Below are 17,980 nucleotides of genomic sequence, written 5' to 3'. Positions count from 1 at the left end.
TATCAAAAAACTAATTCCCATCCTTTTTCAGCTTTAGTTTAGCGGATTACCGTTGTCTAAAACTGACCCTCCGGGAACACAGCACCATCAACTTGATGCCTTGCTTAGTCCACTCGTCACAGACGTGAAGGCACTGCAAAAAACACACCTGTTCACCTTCTACGGTAGAGGATAAGTCTTTGCCAGAATGTTAATAGTGGATCAATTTAATCTTTTTTTCTCTTGAAATACATACTCCATCGAAAGGAGTATAGCTGTCTACAACAAGAAATTTGAGCGATTGACACTCATGGGGTCGAAGGATACGGGAGCAATTGGTTGTTAACTTGATTGCTACAACCACATTTCCCCTATACTCGTCCTTCAGTCAAACACCACTGACAGTAATTGCCATGATGCTCATTAAATTGAAACACTTGTCCTAGAGGATTTGTGCTGGCTTATATTGATTACAGCATGGAAAATACTAGTTCTTACTGGCACGGTATTTACAGAGTTTGGCTGATGAATAATTTCATCTAAGCCTGCTACTGTTCCGAGTTCCACGGTTGCCCCAAGACTAGTTGCTAGACATTCTTTGAGAATTGTATCAGATTATGTCACACATACAACCACCATCCATTGACAGTAAGTTAATCCCAATTAGGGTTGTAGTGACATAATCAACATGCAGAAAACACCACTGAATTGTCGTACTTGTGCAAGTGGCTTGCTTCTAGGTATTATCTATAATAGTCAAAACTGTTGCACACCAAATATAAATTGATGGCTGTTGAAATTATATAACTTGCCTTAGGATATAAAATCACCAATATCCATTTTGGTCATGACTGAACCTGAGGCTGATGCCATTTGGTCATTAGATACCATCAATAAGATCATCAAGATAATTGGTAACCCAATAGCATTTGTTTCTGACAGCTAATCTTGTGAGACAATCCCGCCTTCTGTTAAAATCCACTATACCACTAGGATTAAATACTTACCAGGAATTAACAGACACTGAACCAACGAGTAACCAAGGCCAAAGCTCTTTGTTACCCGTCACAGATTTTGTTTAATTGCTGGGTAGCAAGAACGCAGGACCTTACCATAGGGGTAAACTCCTGGCTTCAGAATCTGCTGTGAGAAAAATTATTGATTGACAAATCTTTTAGTATTTAGAGGAGATTTATGACAAGTAAGCCGGAACGCGTGGTACTGATTGGAGTAGCCGGAGACTCCGGGTGCGGTAAATCTACGTTTTTGCGTCGGTTGATCGATCTATTTGGCGAGGAATTAATGACAGTTATCTGTTTAGATGACTATCATTGCCTAGACCGTAAACAAAGAAAAGAAACAGGTATAACCGCACTCGACCCCAGAGCGAACAATTTTGACCTCATGTATGAGCAAATTAAAGCTCTCAAAGAAGGTCAAGCAATTGACAAGCCGATTTACAACCACGAAACCGGTATGATCGATCCTCCAGAACGGATCGAGCCAAACCACATTATAGTAGTTGAGGGTTTACATCCTTTATATGATGAGCGGGTAAGAGCGTTACTTGATTTCAGCGTTTATTTTGACATTAGTGATGAAGTCAAAATTGCCTGGAAGATTCAACGGGATATGGCTGAGAGAGGCCATCGTTATGAAGATGTATTAGCCCAAATTAATTCTCGCAAACCCGATTTTGACAAGTTCATTGAACCTCAACGGGAATTTGCCGATGTAGTTCTGCAAGTATTACCCACCAACTTAATTAAAGATGACACAGAACGGAAAGTTCTGCGGGTACGGATGCTGCAACGGGAAGGTAAGGAAGGATTTGACCCTGTATATCTGTTTGATGAAGGTTCAACCATCCAGTGGACTCCCTGTGGACGCAAGTTAACTTGTTCTTACCCAGGTATGCAACTGTACTATGGTTCCGATGTGTACTATGGTCGTTACGTTTCTGTTTTAGAAGTAGATGGTCAATTCGACAACTTGGAAGAGGTAATTTACGTCGAAACTCATCTGAGCAATACATCCACTAAATATCAGGGTGAGATGACTCACCTGTTGCTGCAACACCGTGAATATCCAGGTTCTAATAACGGTACAGGTTTGTTCCAAGTTCTCACTGGCTTAAAAATGCGTGCAACCTATGAACGGTTGACAGCACAGGAAGCAAAAATGGCAGTTAAGGTTTAAAAAACAACCTTATTCGTGTCAAAAGGAAGGGGGTTACTTACGGGTAACGCCCGCTTTTTTTTACAGGTCATACTGTTATATTCCCAAAATTATCAACATAGGAGACACTTATAAATGAATGTGTCACTATTGTTATGATTTCAGAGAGTAGCTGAACTAAATAACTAATTTTAGTCAGTGTTCAAAATTAATGCAGGAGGAACTTCCTTTGTCTCGTCGTTATTTATTTACCTCCGAGTCTGTTACAGAAGGCCATCCAGATAAAATCTGCGATCAAATTTCTGATACTATTCTTGATGCACTGCTAACACAAGACCCTAGTAGTCGTGTGGCGGCTGAAGTTGTGGTTAATACTGGTTTGGTGCTAATTACTGGAGAAATTACCACAAAAGCCAATGTGAATTATGTCAATTTGGCCCGGAAGAAGATTGCAGAAATCGGTTACACTGATGCAGTCAACGGTTTCTCTGCCAATAGTGCCAGTGTGTTAGTGGCGTTGGATGAACAATCTTCGGATATTGCCCAAGGTGTAAATACTGCTCAAGAAACCCGCTCTCAAGATAGTGATGAGCAATTTGATAAGATTGGGGCTGGCGACCAAGGTATCATGTTTGGTTTTGCTTGCAATGAAACCCCAGAGTTTATGCCGTTGCCTATTAGTTTGGCACACAGAATTGCTCGTCGTCTAGCAGCTGTGCGAAAAACTGGTGATTTAGCTTATTTACGCCCTGATGGTAAGACCCAAGTCACAGTGGTGTATGAAGATGGTAAGCCGGTGGGAATTGATACGATCTTAATTTCTACTCAGCATACACCAACCATTGGCGATATTACTGATGATGCAGCTGTGCAAGCCAAAATCAAAGAAGACCTTTGGTCTGCGGTAGTACAACCTGTGTTTAGTGATATTGATGTTAAACCCAGCCAAGATACACGATTTTTGGTTAACCCCACAGGTAAGTTTGTCATTGGTGGGCCTCAAGGTGACTCTGGTTTAACTGGCCGGAAGATTATTGTTGATACCTACGGTGGTTATTCTCGTCACGGTGGTGGCGCTTTTTCTGGTAAAGACCCCACCAAGGTAGACCGTTCTGCTGCTTATGCTGCTCGCTATGTGGCGAAAAATATTGTTGCTGCTGGGTTAGCGGATAAGTGTGAAGTGCAGTTAAGCTATGCCATTGGTGTGGCTAGACCTGTGAGTATTCTATTGGATACTTTTGGAACGGGCAAGGTTGATGATGAAATTTTGTTGGAACTAATCAAAGAAAATTTTGAGTTGCGTCCAGCAGGTATTATCCATACTTTCAATTTACGTAACTTACCCAGTGAAAGAGGCGGACGTTTTTATCAGGACATCGCGGCCTATGGTCACTTGGGACGGAACGATTTAGATTTACCTTGGGAACGTACTGATAAGGTGGATGTGTTGAAGGAAGCTGTGCAAAAAGCACTGGCAGAAGCGATCGCTCCAGCCTTAACTTAAGGGTATATTATTTAGACAAAATAATACCTCTGCTTGATTGATCAATAATAACGATCTTGCAGAGGTTTCTTTTCAGATGAATCTAATTGTCATGTAGGCTGTTCTTAAATACCTACGCCCTTAAATCTATTTCCAATCAGGAATTTCCGCACTGTCGCCACCAATACCTATTCCTGTGTTAAAAATTTCTGCATCAGTAATTGTCAAATCATTCATTGATGCTTGATACACGTTGGAATCATTGATAGTCGCACGAGTCAAGTTAGCACCGTTGAGATTGGCTCGTTTCAAATTAACATTTGTAACAAAAGCTGAAGTTAAATTAGCACCCTTTAAGTTAGCCCCAGTTAGGTCAGCACCTTCAAGATTGGCATTGGTCAAGTTAGCACCTTGGAGATTTGCTCCCCGTAGGTCAGCACCAATCAAATGAGCGCCACTGAGATTAACTCCTGACAAATTACAGTTGATACATTCCCTGGTGTTTAATAGCTGTTGTAAGTCCTTGTTATTCCCTGCTTGAACTGAATTAGCGAAGAATAGGGGAGTTGCTAAGGCTATAGCGGCTAATAGCTGGAGTTTCATATGTCCCCCTTAGTAATAAAATAACGTCCGTTCTTTACCTCACAACCCTATTATCTCACTAAATTCCTAAACAATATTGATCTATCTCACAAGTTATATGTGTATTTTTCTAAATAGTTTTGTGATGCTGACAAAACCCTTTAGCAATTGGTTATAGATGCGGCTGATTTGCTAGAAAATAGCTGATTTTCGCTAGTTAATTATTGTGCCAGATTATAAACTGTCTAGTTAGAAAAGTCATGATTTTATGTTAATGATAACCGGGAAAAACCAGTCAATAAATTAATTCTTGATAATACTTTAAGTTTTGAGAAAATTGTGGATATAGTTGCTCACTAATTCCGGTTGTTCTTGCTGTACCCAATGGCCAGAATTGGGAACATATTTAATTTCTAAGTTGCGTACATATTGCTCAGTTCCGTAGGTGAGTTCCTTTCCTAGTGCTGTATCCTGTTCTCCCCAAATCATCAAGGTGGGAACTTCCAGCACACTCCAATTTTTGTTGAGGGGGATTTGCTGGAAGATGTTACGGTAATAGTTCAACATGGCAGTGATTGCACCACGTTTAGCCGCAGCGTCTTTATATGCTTCTATATCAGCCGCAGTGAAAGCCGTTTTTTGAGTCGCTGTACGGGGGATGATTTGAGCAATAGCTTCATAGTCATCAGCTTGGAGGATGATTTCTGGGAGGAAAGGAATTTGGAATAGGAAAATGTAGTAACTGCGGAGTAGTTGTTGGGGAGTGGTTAAGCCTTGGGCAAATTTGGCAGGATGGGGAAGGTTGAGAACGATTAATTTTTCTACCATCTCTGGATAGGTGTAGGCGAAATTCCAAGCGATCGCTCCACCCCAATCATGTCCTACTAAAATACAAGAATCGTATCCTAAGCCCTCAATTACGCCTTTTACATCTTTGACAAATTCATCCATCACATAGGCAGCTTGGGATTGAGGCTTGTCACTATCGTTATAGCCCCGTAAATCAAGGGCCACTACTTTGAAATTAGGAGCAAATTCGGGGATTTGATGCCGCCAAGAATACCAGAATTCAGGAAAACCGTGCAGCATGAGCATTAACGGGCCTTCACCTTGGGTGACGTAATGCAGTTTCACACCATTGGTGTTGATATAGGCGTGTGTCCAAGAGTTAACGATAAATGTCATAAATAGAGGATTTTGAGCAGTGATTAGGCTGGAATTATGCAGAAAATTCGACCTCAAAACATCTATAGATAGATAGGCTATTCTCCCTCAGACGGATTAAAGGCGGACATTTTGAGGCGCTGCTGATGTAAATTTATGACAAAGGTGCATTAAATCGTCTATTTCGATACAATTTATTTAAATTAGGAGAGCCGAGGAGAATAAAGTGGTCTTATTAAAAGGCTTTGAGATTGAGATGTACACTGGCACACCTCAAGGTGAAGTCGTCGGTCTCTCCGACAAAATTGTCCATGATTTGGATGGGTTTGTTCGGGAGCCAGATAGCCGCAATGTAGAATATACTACTGACCCATCTGCCAATTATGACACGTTGTTATGTGGTTTATTGCGTCCTCGGCGGCAGTTACGGAATTATTTACAACAATTAAATAACTACACTCTCATTCCTGGTAGTACCCTATCTTTAGCAGGAAGCGATCGCTTCTATCGTTCTGACCCCACCAACCGCTACCATGACTATATTGAGAATACCTACGGCACAAAGGTAGTTACTGCCAGCGTACATATTAATATTGGCATCAGTGACCCAGAATTGTTAATGCGTGCTTGTCGCATCATCCGTTTAGAAGCACCCCTATTCCTGGCTTTGAGTGCCTCCTCTCCGTTTTTAGATGGTAAAGCCACAGGCTATCATTCGACCCGTTGGGGTCTATTTCCCCAAACACCCAGCCATGTCCCCTTATTTGCTAGCCACGCTGACCATATTCAATGGGTGGAAAAACAACTGGCCTTAGGAACCATGCAAAATGTTCGCCATTTGTGGGTGTCTGTCCGTCCTAATGGCAATGGTCGTCCCTATGATTTGAATCGGTTGGAGTTGCGAATTTGCGATTTAGTCACAGATCCTATTTCTCTATTAGCGATTACGGCTTTACTAGAAGCGCGGTTATTACAAATCATTGACAACCCTAGCATTGACCCTCTGACTCAGAGTAGATTTTCTCCAGCAGAACTGATTGCTGTAACTGCAAGAAACGAAATAGCCGCAGCTACGGCTAGCCTGGATGCGAAATTACAGCATTGGCAAGATGGTAGCTCGATTTTAGCGAGAGATTGGATAGGTGAACTATATCAGGAAGTTTGGGCGATCGCTAAACAACAAGGCTTTAGTTGTTTCCTATCACCTTTAAACAAGATTTTACGGGAAGGCAACGAAGCTCAACAGTGGCTACAACTTCATAAAGTAGGTTTTGATGCCCAGCGAGTAATTCAACAAGCAATCATCTCGACCCAAGAGAGGGAAAAAGAACTAGAAAGTAAATTATGTTCTTCGGTAACAGCTTAAATGAATTTATTTCCTCGTGCGGATCATCAATTTTCCGCGATTAGCACAAGGTAATTGCTAGCTGCTGCCATGATCAATACCTGATTTAATTTTCAAATAGTCTCAAAATTTCAAGTTCAGGAGTATCACTGAAGCCAAGTTACACCCAGAAAAAGCTAATCAGCAACAAGAAAGATGATGAAATCGGCAAGGGTATCCTGCCAACTGGGTTCGGGTGTGTAATCTTGGGGATGAGTCTGTTGTTAAAGGGAGAACTCCTGCACTTGAAATATCTTGTTTTAACACCCTAAATTACTTTTAAGCATGATTTAGCTCCAAAATTACCTGGGTTTTAAAAATCTAATCAATACTTAATACTGTTGTAATATTAAAAAAAACTATATATAGCCTCTATCATTAGATAGGTTTTTGGCTATAAAAGCATAATTTTATACAAAAATTCATTGTTCGTAACCATGCCCCAGGTAGTTTTAGTTAACCCCCAAATTCCACCAAATACAGGTAATATTGCCAGAACTTGCGCTGCTACAGGGACAGAATTACATTTAGTTGGGCCCTTAGGATTTGAAATTAGCGATCGCTACCTCAAAAGAGCAGGATTGGACTATTGGCCTTATGTTAAGCTTCATTATTATGAATCTTTTATCCAGTTTCAAACCATTCACCAGCAGCGTGGAGGTAGATTATTAGGGTTTAGTGTAGGTGGCAGTGCCAACTATGTCCAGTTTGAGTATCAAGCCAATGACTGGTTACTATTTGGTAGTGAAACCACTGGCTTACCTACGGAGGTGCTAGCAGCCTGTGATGCTACTTTATACATTCCCATGGCCGAGCCTGGAGTCCGTAGCTTAAATCTATCAGTAAGTGTTTCTATTGGATTATTTGAATCTCGACGGCAGCTAGGCTATTTATATTCCTAGCTTTGGGCAGTTAAAATACCTAGACAAACTTCCCATGGTCAACCCTGAATTAAGTATTTTTTATCACGGACATAACTCATCTATAGAGATAAAACTGTATTTTTAGCTACAGAAAATCTAAAAAAAACTAGATTTTCGGGCAAAATACTGTTGACCAGATTGGCATGTATATAAGAAATTTGTATATTAACTTCGAGATAGGACTGGTTTTCAATGATAGATTTTGATGAATTCTCAGAGTTCCTCTGAGAGGCATAAAAACACCAGAAAGCTTACATAGAAATAATTTACAGACTTTTGTATTCTCAATCACACTTGATGAATGCAAAAATTGCCGAGACTTTACACGGTTGCCTTTTAGAAGGGAATCGACGTAAATTCTCGAATTGATAAGACGGATTGGGTAAAAAAATCTTGAAAAGGTCTACAGCAGGAACATCGCTTTTTCAGAAGCCTTAATTGCTCAAACTTTAACAGTGACAGTGGAGTTAGCAAAGCTAAGATATTTGTCTACATCCCTGACATCACACCAAGCAAGGCACAACTAACTGTGAAAAGCGGAAATCCTGGGTTGTGAAGAGTGACTTAGGCAAGGCACCAAGTAAACTTTACGTTTTACGAACTGGTGTGAACTTGTCTAAATCAGAGAAGCAGGTTAATCTTGCGTAAGTATCTCTGGTGAATGTGATCTTGATAGGTTGTTTGGTGTGATCTGTCTCATAGATTCCTATCCATCTGAAAATCAAGGTCAGTTAAGCGCTAGTGATCATAGGAGGTCGTCTTTGAAACGAGCATTGAAAAAGAGAGTGAAGGCTGTGTTGAATAATAAACCTAGCAGCGATGATGCCCCGGTAGAGCATTTAAACGAGATGAATCCCAAAGCTAACCGCCGGGTGCGGACTCAAGCTGCCATGATTGGTTTAGCAATCTCAATGGGAGCAACCAGCCTTTTGGTGACTCGACAAAGCGATCAAGCCCAAGCAGCGGCTCCCGTTGGCAGTCAAAAAGCAGCTTCAACTATTCCTGCTGTTTCTGAGACTGAACTCAAATTTGCCGCCACGCAGCTGGAGTCCCAAGCCGTCTCATCAGCGAGCGTGCCTGAAAATCCTATCGTTGTGGAACCAACAGCAGTTTCACAAGTGCCTGGGCTTGAAGCTAAATGGCAAATTTTAGCCAACAGTATTGCTGTACCAGTTTCTGCAACAGAAGCAGGTGCAGATGCAGCTGTAGCCAACAGAAATGCAATTGGTTTGCCGCATCAATTAGTATCTCTGTCTACAGAGCAAAAAGCCTATCAACTGCCAGAGACAGCAGTGCAAGTTTCTCCCGCTGAGGGTGTTGCTAGCAGCACAACTGCACCCGTAACAGGAGAGAACAAAGAAACCGCAAGCAGCAGCGTCAATGCTCAACTGAAAGCGCAGCAAGAATTTGCCCTCAATCGCTTGCAGGAAAAATCGAACCGTTTAAGAGAAAGTCTGGCGGAGTTGCGGTCTGAGGAGTCCACAAATTTACCAGCAACAGGTGTGGCACCAGCACAGCCAAACACCATAGCAGCAACAACAGTACCTAGTGCAGCAGGTGTAACAGAAGCTAATTCTGACCTGATTGCCCGGTTAAAACAAAGCCAAAAAGCACAGACACTGAAGCAGGAAATAGCCGCACCTGCACCAGTAAAAGAAACAGTGATTGCCCAGTCGGCACCAACTACCTACGAAGTTCAGCCGGGAGATACACTGGCAGCGATCGCTAAAAATTATGGGACTTCCATTGCAGAATTAGTCAAGGTTAATAATCTTAGCGATCCTAACCAACTGCAAATCAGCCAGAAATTAATCATTCCCTCCAGCAAGGTCAAGAGCAGCAATACCAAACTACCAACTGCACCTGTTAATCAAGTTAGTATCAACCCCAGTTTCCCTATAGCTCCACAGCCATCAGTTGGTACTAACAACAGCAGTATTACTATTCCCACATCGATAGCTGCCGATAATTCTGTTCCCATCAACATCCCAGCTACCGAGAACGGCGTTACAGTTCCTACCCCAGTCACACCAAACAATCAGACTCAGGCTAATAATTCTGCGATCGCACCAGAACCAGTCCCCACCCCTGCCAACTCCTATGGTATGGGTGGAGATAGCCCAGTTCCTACCGCTTTTGCTGATTACCAACGGGAAAATAAGCAACCCCAAAAGGTAGCTAGGAATAAAGGTAACGAGCGTCTTCGCAACTTACAAGCTGAAATCGAAAGATTACGGCAAAAATATCGCAATCAACAAAACGGTGTTACAGGTGTAACCGTATCTACCCTGTCTGAATCAGAGAGTGTAGGTATCCAAGCTCCCGTGGTGAAAAGAAGCAATATTGCCATCTCTAACCGCAATTTCTCCGCACCTGCCATTTCTATCCCTGTACCTCGGCCAATATTGCCCAGCTACAGCGAAGAACCCGTGAAGAAACCTTTACTGCGGATGAATCGTCCAGTGAACGAGCCAGTTAATCCAGAATTTGTGCCTAACCAAGCACCTAACAATGGATGGAACTCGGCTCGTAATTCTTCTGGCATTCAAATTCCAGTTCCATCAGTAGGTGTGAACAACGCCTCTGACTCCTTAGGCAAATTACGAGGTACTCAAGTATCTCCCCAATTGCCACCTTTGGCAGCAGTAGATATCTACCTGCCTAGAGCCATCGACGAAAACACCAATCCTTCTTTACCTTCTACCTCCAACTCAGCTTACATCTGGCCAGCTAAAGGTGTGCTCACCTCTGGTTATGGTTGGCGTTGGGGCAGAATGCACAGAGGTATTGATATTGCCAACGGTGTTGGTACACCCATCTATGCCTCAGCCCCTGGTGTCATAGAAAAAGCAGGTTGGAATAACGGTGGTTATGGCAACCTAGTTGATATCCGCCATCCTGATGGCAGTTTGACTCGTTATGCACACAACAGCCGCATTTTAGTGCAAGTAGGTCAACAGGTACAACAAGGACAACAAATTGCCACTATGGGTAGCACAGGCTTTAGCACCGGTCCCCACAGCCATTTTGAAATCCACCCCGCAGGTAAAGGCGCTACTAACCCTATCGCTTTCCTGCCAGAACGAGTTTAAAACTTGTTCACAACCGCAAAAATTGCCTTGTTCGTTGAGGGAGTTTAGCTCCCTCTTTTATTTTTGGTTCCTAAAAATTTTCAACAAACTATTGTCATCATCTTAGCGGTATGGTATATTAATAAAGGTGATAAAAAACCTGGCTCAGTAGCTCAGTTGGTTAGAGCACGGGACTCATAAGCCTGGGGTCGTTGGTTCAAATCCGACCTGAGCCACTTTAAAAAATGATTTATTTAAATGTTGCAGCCGATAGTCAAATTTATAGAAAGACTATGCGGCGTTTTGGCTTAAATAATGATTTCGATGGGTAAATAAATATTCTACTTCAAGATAATTGTATGGAGAAAGGATGTGAGCTTTTTTATCACTTCACTAGCTTTTCCAATCTTATTTGAATATTTAGATTGATTTATACCAATTCTGGATGATAGCTTGCGTGGCGTAGCCATAGACGCGCCAAATTATATAACGAACCACGTATCGCTAAAGCGAAAGCTCCGCTAACGCAGAGCGTTCCGAAGGAAAGGACACAAAGAAAGAATGAAAGGAATTAAGCGCAGCTTCATGAAGAAACGGTATTACATATGTCTATACTGAAGTTGCTGCCATGATATCAGCATTTGACTTGGGTTGATTGGCGGTTTTGCAGATAATTGATTGATGAAACTGAATAAAATTTGATAGACATTAAGTAAGCCGATGCTAAATATAATCTAAGTTGAGAAATGTTCATGTAGCAGTGATTAACGGTGCGTTAGCCTTTGGCATAACACACCCTACGAAATAATTGATATTTCTGTATATACATAGAATTTTTCTCTATGAATTAGCTTATTTAATTAATTACAAGCATTAAAACCAAAAAGATGATCACGGGGAAAAATCAAGTGCGAACACTGCTCATTGATAACTATGATTCTTATACATTTAATTTGTATCAGATGATTGCCCAAGTCAATGGAGTAGTTCCCCTAGTAATTCATAATGATCAACTGAAGTGGGAAGAGCTAAAACAATTAGCTTTTGATAATGTGGTCATTTCTCCTGGGCCCGGTCGTCCAGAGAATGTTGAGGACTTCGGTATTTGTAGTCAAGTTTTGCAAGAAATAGAAGTACCTTTACTTGGTGTGTGTCTTGGTCATCAAGGACTGGGTTATGTTTATGGTGCTAGTGTCGTTCATACCCCGGAAATTAGACATGGTAGATTGAGTAAAATCTATCATCAGAATTCTGAATTATTTCAAGGTATTCCTAATCCTTTCTCGGCTGTTTGTTACAACTCCTTAGTTGTTGCTGATGATTTACCTAGTTGTTTGGAAAAAACTGCCTGGACTGACACAGGTGTAGTCATGGGTTTGCATCATCGTCATTTCCCATTTTGGGGTGTGCAATTCCATCCAGAGTCAATTTGCTCTGAATATGGAAGTATGATATTAGCCAATTTCCGAGATATTACTCAGGAATTTATTCACCAAAAATCAGCGCCTCAGTTATATATTCCTGTCCTAGATACAAGTTTGGAAGTTGATGAAGCTAAAAGCCTCAAGGATACATCAGAATTTCAAGTTTATAGTCGAGAATTAGATATTTATCCAGATTCAGAACAAGTATTTTTGAATTTGTTTGCAACAGAAAAAACTGCTTTTTGGCTGGATAGTAGTTATTTAGAATCTGGTTTATCTCGTTTTTCTTTTATGGGCAGTGCCAGCAGTCCACAGAGTTTAGTGGTTAAATACCATACTCATAACCAACAACTAATTATTCAGCAATCGGGAAGGGAAATTAAGCGCACAGAAAGTATTTTTGTCTATTTAAGAAGTGAACTAGCTCGCCGTTATAGTCGCTGTGATCATTTGCCATTTGATTTTAATTGTGGATTTGTAGGCTATTTTGGTTATGAACTAAAGGCAGAATGTGGTGCCAATTTAGTGCATGTTTCTGAATTGCCGGATGCTTTTTTTATCTTGGCTGATCGCATTATTGCTTTTGATCATGAGGAGAAAAAGACTTATTTATTATATTTAGCGGAGCAGGGAGAAATAGATGATGCTAATAGTTGGTTTGATTTGATAGAAAAACAATTACATCATCTGTTACCAATAGAGCCGATTCATTCAAATGATTCGCAAAAATCAGTAATTTTAAGTTTTCAACGTTCTCAACAGCATTATCTCCATGATATTCAAACATGTTTGCAGAAAATCTATGAGGGAGAAAGTTATCAAGTCTGTTTAACTAATCAGTTAACTACTGATACAACTCCAGACCCGCTGACATTTTATCGGGTATTAAGAAATGTGAATGCTGCACCTTATTCAGCATTTTTGCGATTTGGTGATTTGGCTGTTGCTTGTTCTTCTCCAGAACGATTTTTAAGAATTGATGCTCAAGGTTGGGTGGAAACAAAACCAATTAAGGGAACTGTGCCACGGGGCAAAACTCCTGAAGAAGATTTAATGCTTTATCAACAGCTAAAAAATAGTGAAAAAGACCGTTCTGAAAATTTGATGATTGTGGATTTATTACGCAATGATTTAGGCAAGGTTTGTCAAGTTGGTAGTATTGAAGTTCCTAAATTAATGGATGTAGAAACTTATGCTACTGTACACCAGTTGGTAACAACTATTCGGGGTTGTTTACGCCCAGATATGGGAGCTACTGATTGTATTCAGATGGCTTTTCCTGGTGGTTCTATGACGGGTGCACCTAAGATGAGAACAATGGAAATTATAGATCAATTGGAATCAGCAGCACGGGGTGTTTATTCAGGTGCGATTGGTTTTTTAGGGGTGAATGGTGCAGCAGATTTGAATATTGTCATTCGGACGGCAATTCTCACTCCTAATCAAACTTCTATTGGGGTTGGGGGTGGAATTGTGGCTTTATCTGAACCAGAGGCAGAATTTGCAGAGATTGTTCTGAAGGCTCAAGCTTTAATCCAGGCTTTAATTATGACTGTGCATGGTGAATTTCACCCCGATTTATACCAAATTGTAGATAGGGAAACTGCTTATTACTGTTGATGTTCCATTGTTTCTTGTGCTTGGTGAGTAAACAGTAAGCGGTAAAGCCAATGGATGGTCAAAAAAATCAAACTTGCTATTGTGAGGAGCAAAACTCCCAAAACTGTGCCGTAAGCATGGGAATGCCATAGCCATCTTTGTATTTGTCTGTGTACCATTTCCCAGACGCTAGCTGTAGTGAGGGTTGGACTGGTTTTTGCAATGGTTAGGGTTGATGCTATATTTTCCTGTGCTATGGCCATTTTGCTTTCACTCTTAACTTGGGACAAAAATAAAATACGGTAATTCGATAGACTTTATGTTGTATATATTCAGTATGACATAGATGGATTTGATCAGCAAGCAGGAATGAAAAATGCTGCTCCTATGTCACTCTTTTAAAGGAGGTGTTTCTACCTCTTGGTTATCAATCACAGTCAAAATGTCTAATCAAGTTTGGTTATCACTGTTGCAACAATACCGAGCGATCGCTGTGATTCGCGCTCCCAAAAAAGAATTAGGGGAAAAAATGGCTTTAGCTGTGGTTGCGGGGGGAATGCAGCTAATTGAAATCACCTGGAATAGCGATCGCGCGGGGGAGTTAATCAGTCAACTCCGTGCAGATTTACCTCATTGTGTAATTGGCACGGGGACGTTATTTAATGTGCAGCAGTTAGAAGATGCGATCGCTTCAGGAGCGCAATTTCTGTTCACTCCCCATATTGATCCAGAGATGATTAAAACCGCAGTAGCTAAAGGTGTTCCCATCATTCCAGGTGCGCTGACACCGACAGAAATTATTACTGCTCATCATCTGGGTGCTAGTTGTGTGAAAGTTTTTCCTGTAGGGGCAGTGGGAGGAGCAAGCTATGTGAAAAGTTTACAAGGGCCGCTTGGGCATATTCCCTTAGTTCCTACTGGTGGTGTCACCCTGGATAATGCTAAAGAATTTTTACAAGCTGGAGCAGTGGCAGTGGGTTTAAGTGGAGAATTATTTCCTAAACACTGTGTACAAAAAGAAAACTGGGATGCGATCGCTCAACAAGCCAGAAACTTACTAATCAAGTTAAATTAGTAACAGGAATCATTAAACAATCACACCTGTTTTCACCATACACAGAGAAACAGGACAAAGGGGGAGTGTGTTTGCCATGAAAAACCTAACTTGTGTTGACTGGGTGCGTCCCTTCAAAGTATTACTGACCAGTGCAGTAGTATCCTTAACAGTTATTAATCCAGTCGTCGGTACTGGTATACCTAATACTAAAACTGGGAAAATTCAACAAGCTGTTGCTCAACTACAAAAATCTGATCAACGTTGGATTCAAATTAATCTAGCTAAACAAAACCTCATTGCTTGGGAAGGAAACAAACCTGTTTACGCGATTACCATTTCTTCTGGTAAACGAGCAACTCCCACTCGTATAGGTACTTTTAAAATCCAATCCATGCACAAAGTTACCCGGATGCGGGGAAGAGGCTACGATGTACCCAATGTACCCTATGCGATGTTTTATGACGGTAACTATGGCATTCACGGTGCTTACTGGCATAGACGTTTTGGTACACCAGTCAGTCACGGTTGTGTGAATCTAGCTCCCAATCATGCTAAATGGTTATTCAACTGGTCAAAAGTCGGCACACCAGTAGTGATTCAAAAATAAAATACCTACAAAATCAAGTGTTGAATTGAGGATAGTGTCAGGGTCAACAGTTCTACTGATTTTTTCAGAAATGTTGACAAAATTAATCACAACAAATCCAGACAATTCAACACTTTTGTACTCCGGAATCATCTTTCTAGAAATGGAAATAAATAATATAGAGGCTAAGGACAATCTCTGCTGACTAGAAGTTAAAGTAAATCCTCAAAAATCCTGAGTCAATTGACATTTGTATTCGTGGGACTGCTCATAAAAATCTATTTGTTCGCCTTCTGATGAGGGACTTTACCTTGAAACGCGCAGGAAATTTCTCAGGATTCCATCATGACCAGTAACGGCATAAATCAGCCGCTCACAATCGTTGAAATAGCAGGGTAGACAAAGCTTTAGCCACAAAAGTTGCTTTAGATACCCCATCTACAAACTCACAATTTTGTCGCATAACTAGAAGGTGATAGCGTCATGTCAACCTCCATTCGTAGTGGTTTGATGCGTTGTTCTGGAAGTGTATTTACAGGTGCAGCGTTAATGCTGGTGACTTTGCTTTCTTGGTCATCACCAACAACAGTTGACTCTCAATTAGCCACCGCTTCAGCTGCTTCGGTAGCTTCAAATACTATCAGAGAAGATTACAATAAACAAATCTCCCAACCTCGCTGGATTGAAATTGATTTATCGGAACAACGTTTACGGGCCTGGGAAGGAAAGAAACTAGTATACTCCTTCCGCACTTCCACCGGCAAACGTTCTACACCCACACCTTTGGGTCGGTTTACTATTAATTCTAAGTATCGTACTCACCGAATGCGCGGTCGAGGTTACGATATTCCCGATGTTCCTTACGCCATGTATTTTTATGGGGGCTATGCTATTCATGGCGCTTACTGGCACAATCGTTTTGGTACTCCGGTCAGTCATGGATGTGTAAACTTACCTGTCCGACAAGCTCGCAAAATTTACAATTGGACTAGAGTGGGGACAAAGGTTGTAGTGCGTCGATGAAAAAAATTTAATTAGTAGGTCAATATTGAAAGATGACATTTGATTTTCAATTAAATTGACCTACTGAACAGGTAAGGTAATTTAGTGTGAATAAATTACAAGCGAAGCATTGTGGCCATCAATTATTAAGTTGTGCCTATATGCTTTCTTTCTAATGCTTCGCTCCTACTAAAATTACCTAAACAATATCATCCGCATCGACCCATTCATCGTAGGATGAATCATAATCGACGTAACGAATAAAATACTGTCCTTTGCGAATTTCTTGAATGATGGCTGAATACCATTCTTCTTCGTCATCATCCCAACATTTTACTTTTTGACCGACAGCAAAGCCATTTTTATCTGCTGCTTCATGGTTGCGAATACGAATATCATCTTCGTCAATCCAAGAATCATCCGATGAACCATAGCCAGTGTAATGGACAAAGTATTCTTTACCTTTTATTTGTTTAATTGTGGCTTCATACCAATCTTCATCGTCTTCATCCCAAACCTCTACAGTTGCACCAACGGCAAAACTCGCTGATGTCCCATTTCCAGCAGCATTTGGGGTAGCTTTGGGAGCATCTTGTTTAATTTCTTCTTTGACTAAAGCATGAGCTTTTAAAATCAAACTACGGGCTACAGTTTGGATACCTGTATGTTCATAATAATTGGTAGTTTGATCTAAAAATGCTGCCACGAAATCTAAATTATCATCAGCAAGCTGAATAAAGTTACCCAGACTCTTGGAAATAGATTGTGGGGTAATTCCTGTCTTAGCAACTAAACCATTCATCCAGCCTTGAACGGAGCTAAAACCTTGAGAAATAAAGCCGAGTTTATCAGCGGGATTATTCCCAGGAATAGCGCTGTTTACAGATAAGAAAACGGGGTTGTCAGTGATAATACTAGCATTGGTACCACTAATGGTTTCTTGAATTTTGATCAAGAAATCCGGCCCTAAGGGTAAAATTCCATCTAGACAAACTAACGCTACCATTCGCATTAAAGCTGCATCTTGATAGTTATTAGCTAAGGAAGTAGCAAATGTCTGGGGGTTGGGTTGAGGAATGCCGTTTAATTTGCAGAAAGCAATAATTTCTACTGCTATTTTCAGGACTAAATCAATTGTTTGTGTCAGGTCTGCTTTAGGGGTAATGTTACCCATGAAAGACAGAAAGTTGATTTTTTCCGCTACTTTATTAGCTAAAGCCGCAGTTCCCATTGCTGCATCGGCTTTATCAATGGTTTGATAAAGTTTGACTACAAATTGATAATTATTTTGCGGATCATGATATAAGGAAACAGCGCGATCGCGAATTTTTTGAATTACCTTGGGATCTGTTTCTCCTGTAATGGTGCGAACACTATTGTCAAAACCCACCAAATTGTTCCAATTATTGGGAACAACGAAATCTATCGCCTTTAATACCTTGATAGTAATATTATCCGTTGGTAATTCGTCAACTAACTGAATAATTGATTTATCCATAGAACTAAAGGATTCCTAGCACAACAACTGGATTCAGGGCATTTGCTACA

13 protein-coding genes and 1 tRNA gene are annotated in these 17,980 nt (G+C 40.9%); 10 read left to right on the top strand and 4 right to left on the bottom strand.

Features of this window, described 5'->3' with window-relative positions; all coding sequences use genetic code 11:
• Nucleotides 1-1,173 precede the first annotated feature (1,173 nt).
• Nucleotides 1,174-2,178 (top strand): phosphoribulokinase, encoded by a 1,005-nt coding sequence (locus H6G73_RS09025; RefSeq protein ID WP_190603473.1) that lies wholly within the window; start codon nucleotides 1,174-1,176, stop codon nucleotides 2,176-2,178.
• 208 nt (nucleotides 2,179-2,386) lie between these two features.
• Nucleotides 2,387-3,661 (top strand): methionine adenosyltransferase, encoded by a 1,275-nt coding sequence (gene metK, locus H6G73_RS09020; protein ID WP_190603470.1) that lies wholly within the window; start codon nucleotides 2,387-2,389, stop codon nucleotides 3,659-3,661.
• Between the two features lie 126 nt (nucleotides 3,662-3,787).
• Here the strand turns inward: metK and H6G73_RS09015 are convergent, their stop codons facing one another.
• Together H6G73_RS09015 and H6G73_RS09010 are read right to left on the bottom strand one after the other, a co-directional pair.
• Complete coding sequence (locus H6G73_RS09015) at nucleotides 3,788-4,243, bottom strand: pentapeptide repeat-containing protein (RefSeq protein ID WP_190603468.1); 456 nt, start codon at nucleotides 4,241-4,243, stop codon at nucleotides 3,788-3,790.
• A 300-nt stretch (nucleotides 4,244-4,543) separates the two neighbouring features.
• Nucleotides 4,544-5,407, bottom strand: a complete 864-nt coding sequence (locus H6G73_RS09010; RefSeq protein ID WP_190603466.1) for an alpha/beta fold hydrolase — start codon at nucleotides 5,405-5,407, stop codon at nucleotides 4,544-4,546.
• A 205-nt stretch (nucleotides 5,408-5,612) separates the two neighbouring features.
• Between H6G73_RS09010 and gshA the strand changes: the two genes are divergently transcribed.
• The 5 genes from gshA to pabB all read left to right on the top strand — a co-directional run bounded on the left by gshA (nucleotide 5,613) and on the right by pabB (nucleotide 13,808).
• Nucleotides 5,613-6,752, top strand: a complete 1,140-nt coding sequence (gene gshA, locus H6G73_RS09005; RefSeq protein WP_190603464.1) for a glutamate--cysteine ligase — start codon at nucleotides 5,613-5,615, stop codon at nucleotides 6,750-6,752.
• Between the two features lie 455 nt (nucleotides 6,753-7,207).
• Nucleotides 7,208-7,672 (top strand): tRNA (cytidine(34)-2'-O)-methyltransferase, encoded by a 465-nt coding sequence (locus H6G73_RS09000; RefSeq protein WP_190603461.1) that lies wholly within the window; start codon nucleotides 7,208-7,210, stop codon nucleotides 7,670-7,672.
• Between the two features lie 782 nt (nucleotides 7,673-8,454).
• Entirely contained in the window at nucleotides 8,455-10,785 is a 2,331-nt protein-coding gene (locus H6G73_RS08995; RefSeq protein ID WP_190603459.1) for a peptidoglycan DD-metalloendopeptidase family protein, read from the top strand.
• A 141-nt stretch (nucleotides 10,786-10,926) separates the two neighbouring features.
• A tRNA-Met gene (locus tag H6G73_RS08990) sits at nucleotides 10,927-11,000 on the top strand.
• A gap of 672 nt (nucleotides 11,001-11,672) precedes the next feature.
• The gene (pabB, locus tag H6G73_RS08985) at nucleotides 11,673-13,808 is read left to right on the top strand and encodes an aminodeoxychorismate synthase component I (protein WP_190603457.1); all 2,136 of its coding nucleotides are present in this window, start codon (nucleotides 11,673-11,675) and stop codon (nucleotides 13,806-13,808) included.
• On the opposite strand, the gene H6G73_RS08980 is transcribed toward pabB, so the two are convergent.
• Nucleotides 13,799-14,050 carry a hypothetical protein gene (locus H6G73_RS08980; RefSeq protein ID WP_190603456.1) on the bottom strand — a complete coding sequence of 84 codons (252 nt, stop codon included), beginning with the start codon at nucleotides 14,048-14,050 and terminating at the stop codon, nucleotides 13,799-13,801. The two genes, pabB and H6G73_RS08980, sit on opposite strands and share 10 nt — an antisense overlap.
• A gap of 179 nt (nucleotides 14,051-14,229) precedes the next feature.
• Between H6G73_RS08980 and H6G73_RS08975 the strand changes: the two genes are divergently transcribed.
• The 3 genes from H6G73_RS08975 to H6G73_RS08965 all read left to right on the top strand — a co-directional run bounded on the left by H6G73_RS08975 (nucleotide 14,230) and on the right by H6G73_RS08965 (nucleotide 16,453).
• On the top strand, nucleotides 14,230-14,862 hold the full coding sequence (locus tag H6G73_RS08975) for a bifunctional 4-hydroxy-2-oxoglutarate aldolase/2-dehydro-3-deoxy-phosphogluconate aldolase (protein ID WP_190603453.1): 633 nt from the start codon (nucleotides 14,230-14,232) through the stop codon (nucleotides 14,860-14,862).
• 76 nt (nucleotides 14,863-14,938) lie between these two features.
• Nucleotides 14,939-15,451 carry a L,D-transpeptidase gene (locus H6G73_RS08970; RefSeq protein WP_190603451.1) on the top strand — a complete coding sequence of 171 codons (513 nt, stop codon included), beginning with the start codon at nucleotides 14,939-14,941 and terminating at the stop codon, nucleotides 15,449-15,451.
• Nucleotides 15,452-15,913: 462 nt separating this feature from the next.
• Nucleotides 15,914-16,453, top strand: a complete 540-nt coding sequence (locus H6G73_RS08965) for a L,D-transpeptidase (protein ID WP_190603449.1) — start codon at nucleotides 15,914-15,916, stop codon at nucleotides 16,451-16,453.
• 178 nt (nucleotides 16,454-16,631) lie between these two features.
• Here the strand turns inward: H6G73_RS08965 and H6G73_RS08960 are convergent, their stop codons facing one another.
• Nucleotides 16,632-17,930: a Tudor-knot domain-containing protein gene (locus H6G73_RS08960; protein WP_190603447.1), complete on the bottom strand. Its 1,299-nt coding sequence runs from the start codon at nucleotides 17,928-17,930 to the stop codon at nucleotides 16,632-16,634.
• Nucleotides 17,931-17,980: the final 50 nt, after the last annotated feature.

Origin of the sequence: Richelia sinica FACHB-800, from assembly GCF_014698825.1 — a bacterium.
Taxonomy (GTDB): domain Bacteria; phylum Cyanobacteriota; class Cyanobacteriia; order Cyanobacteriales; family Nostocaceae; genus FACHB-800.
The sequence above is the reverse complement of the archived record's forward strand: the minus strand, read 5'-3'. Positions and strand labels throughout refer to the sequence as shown.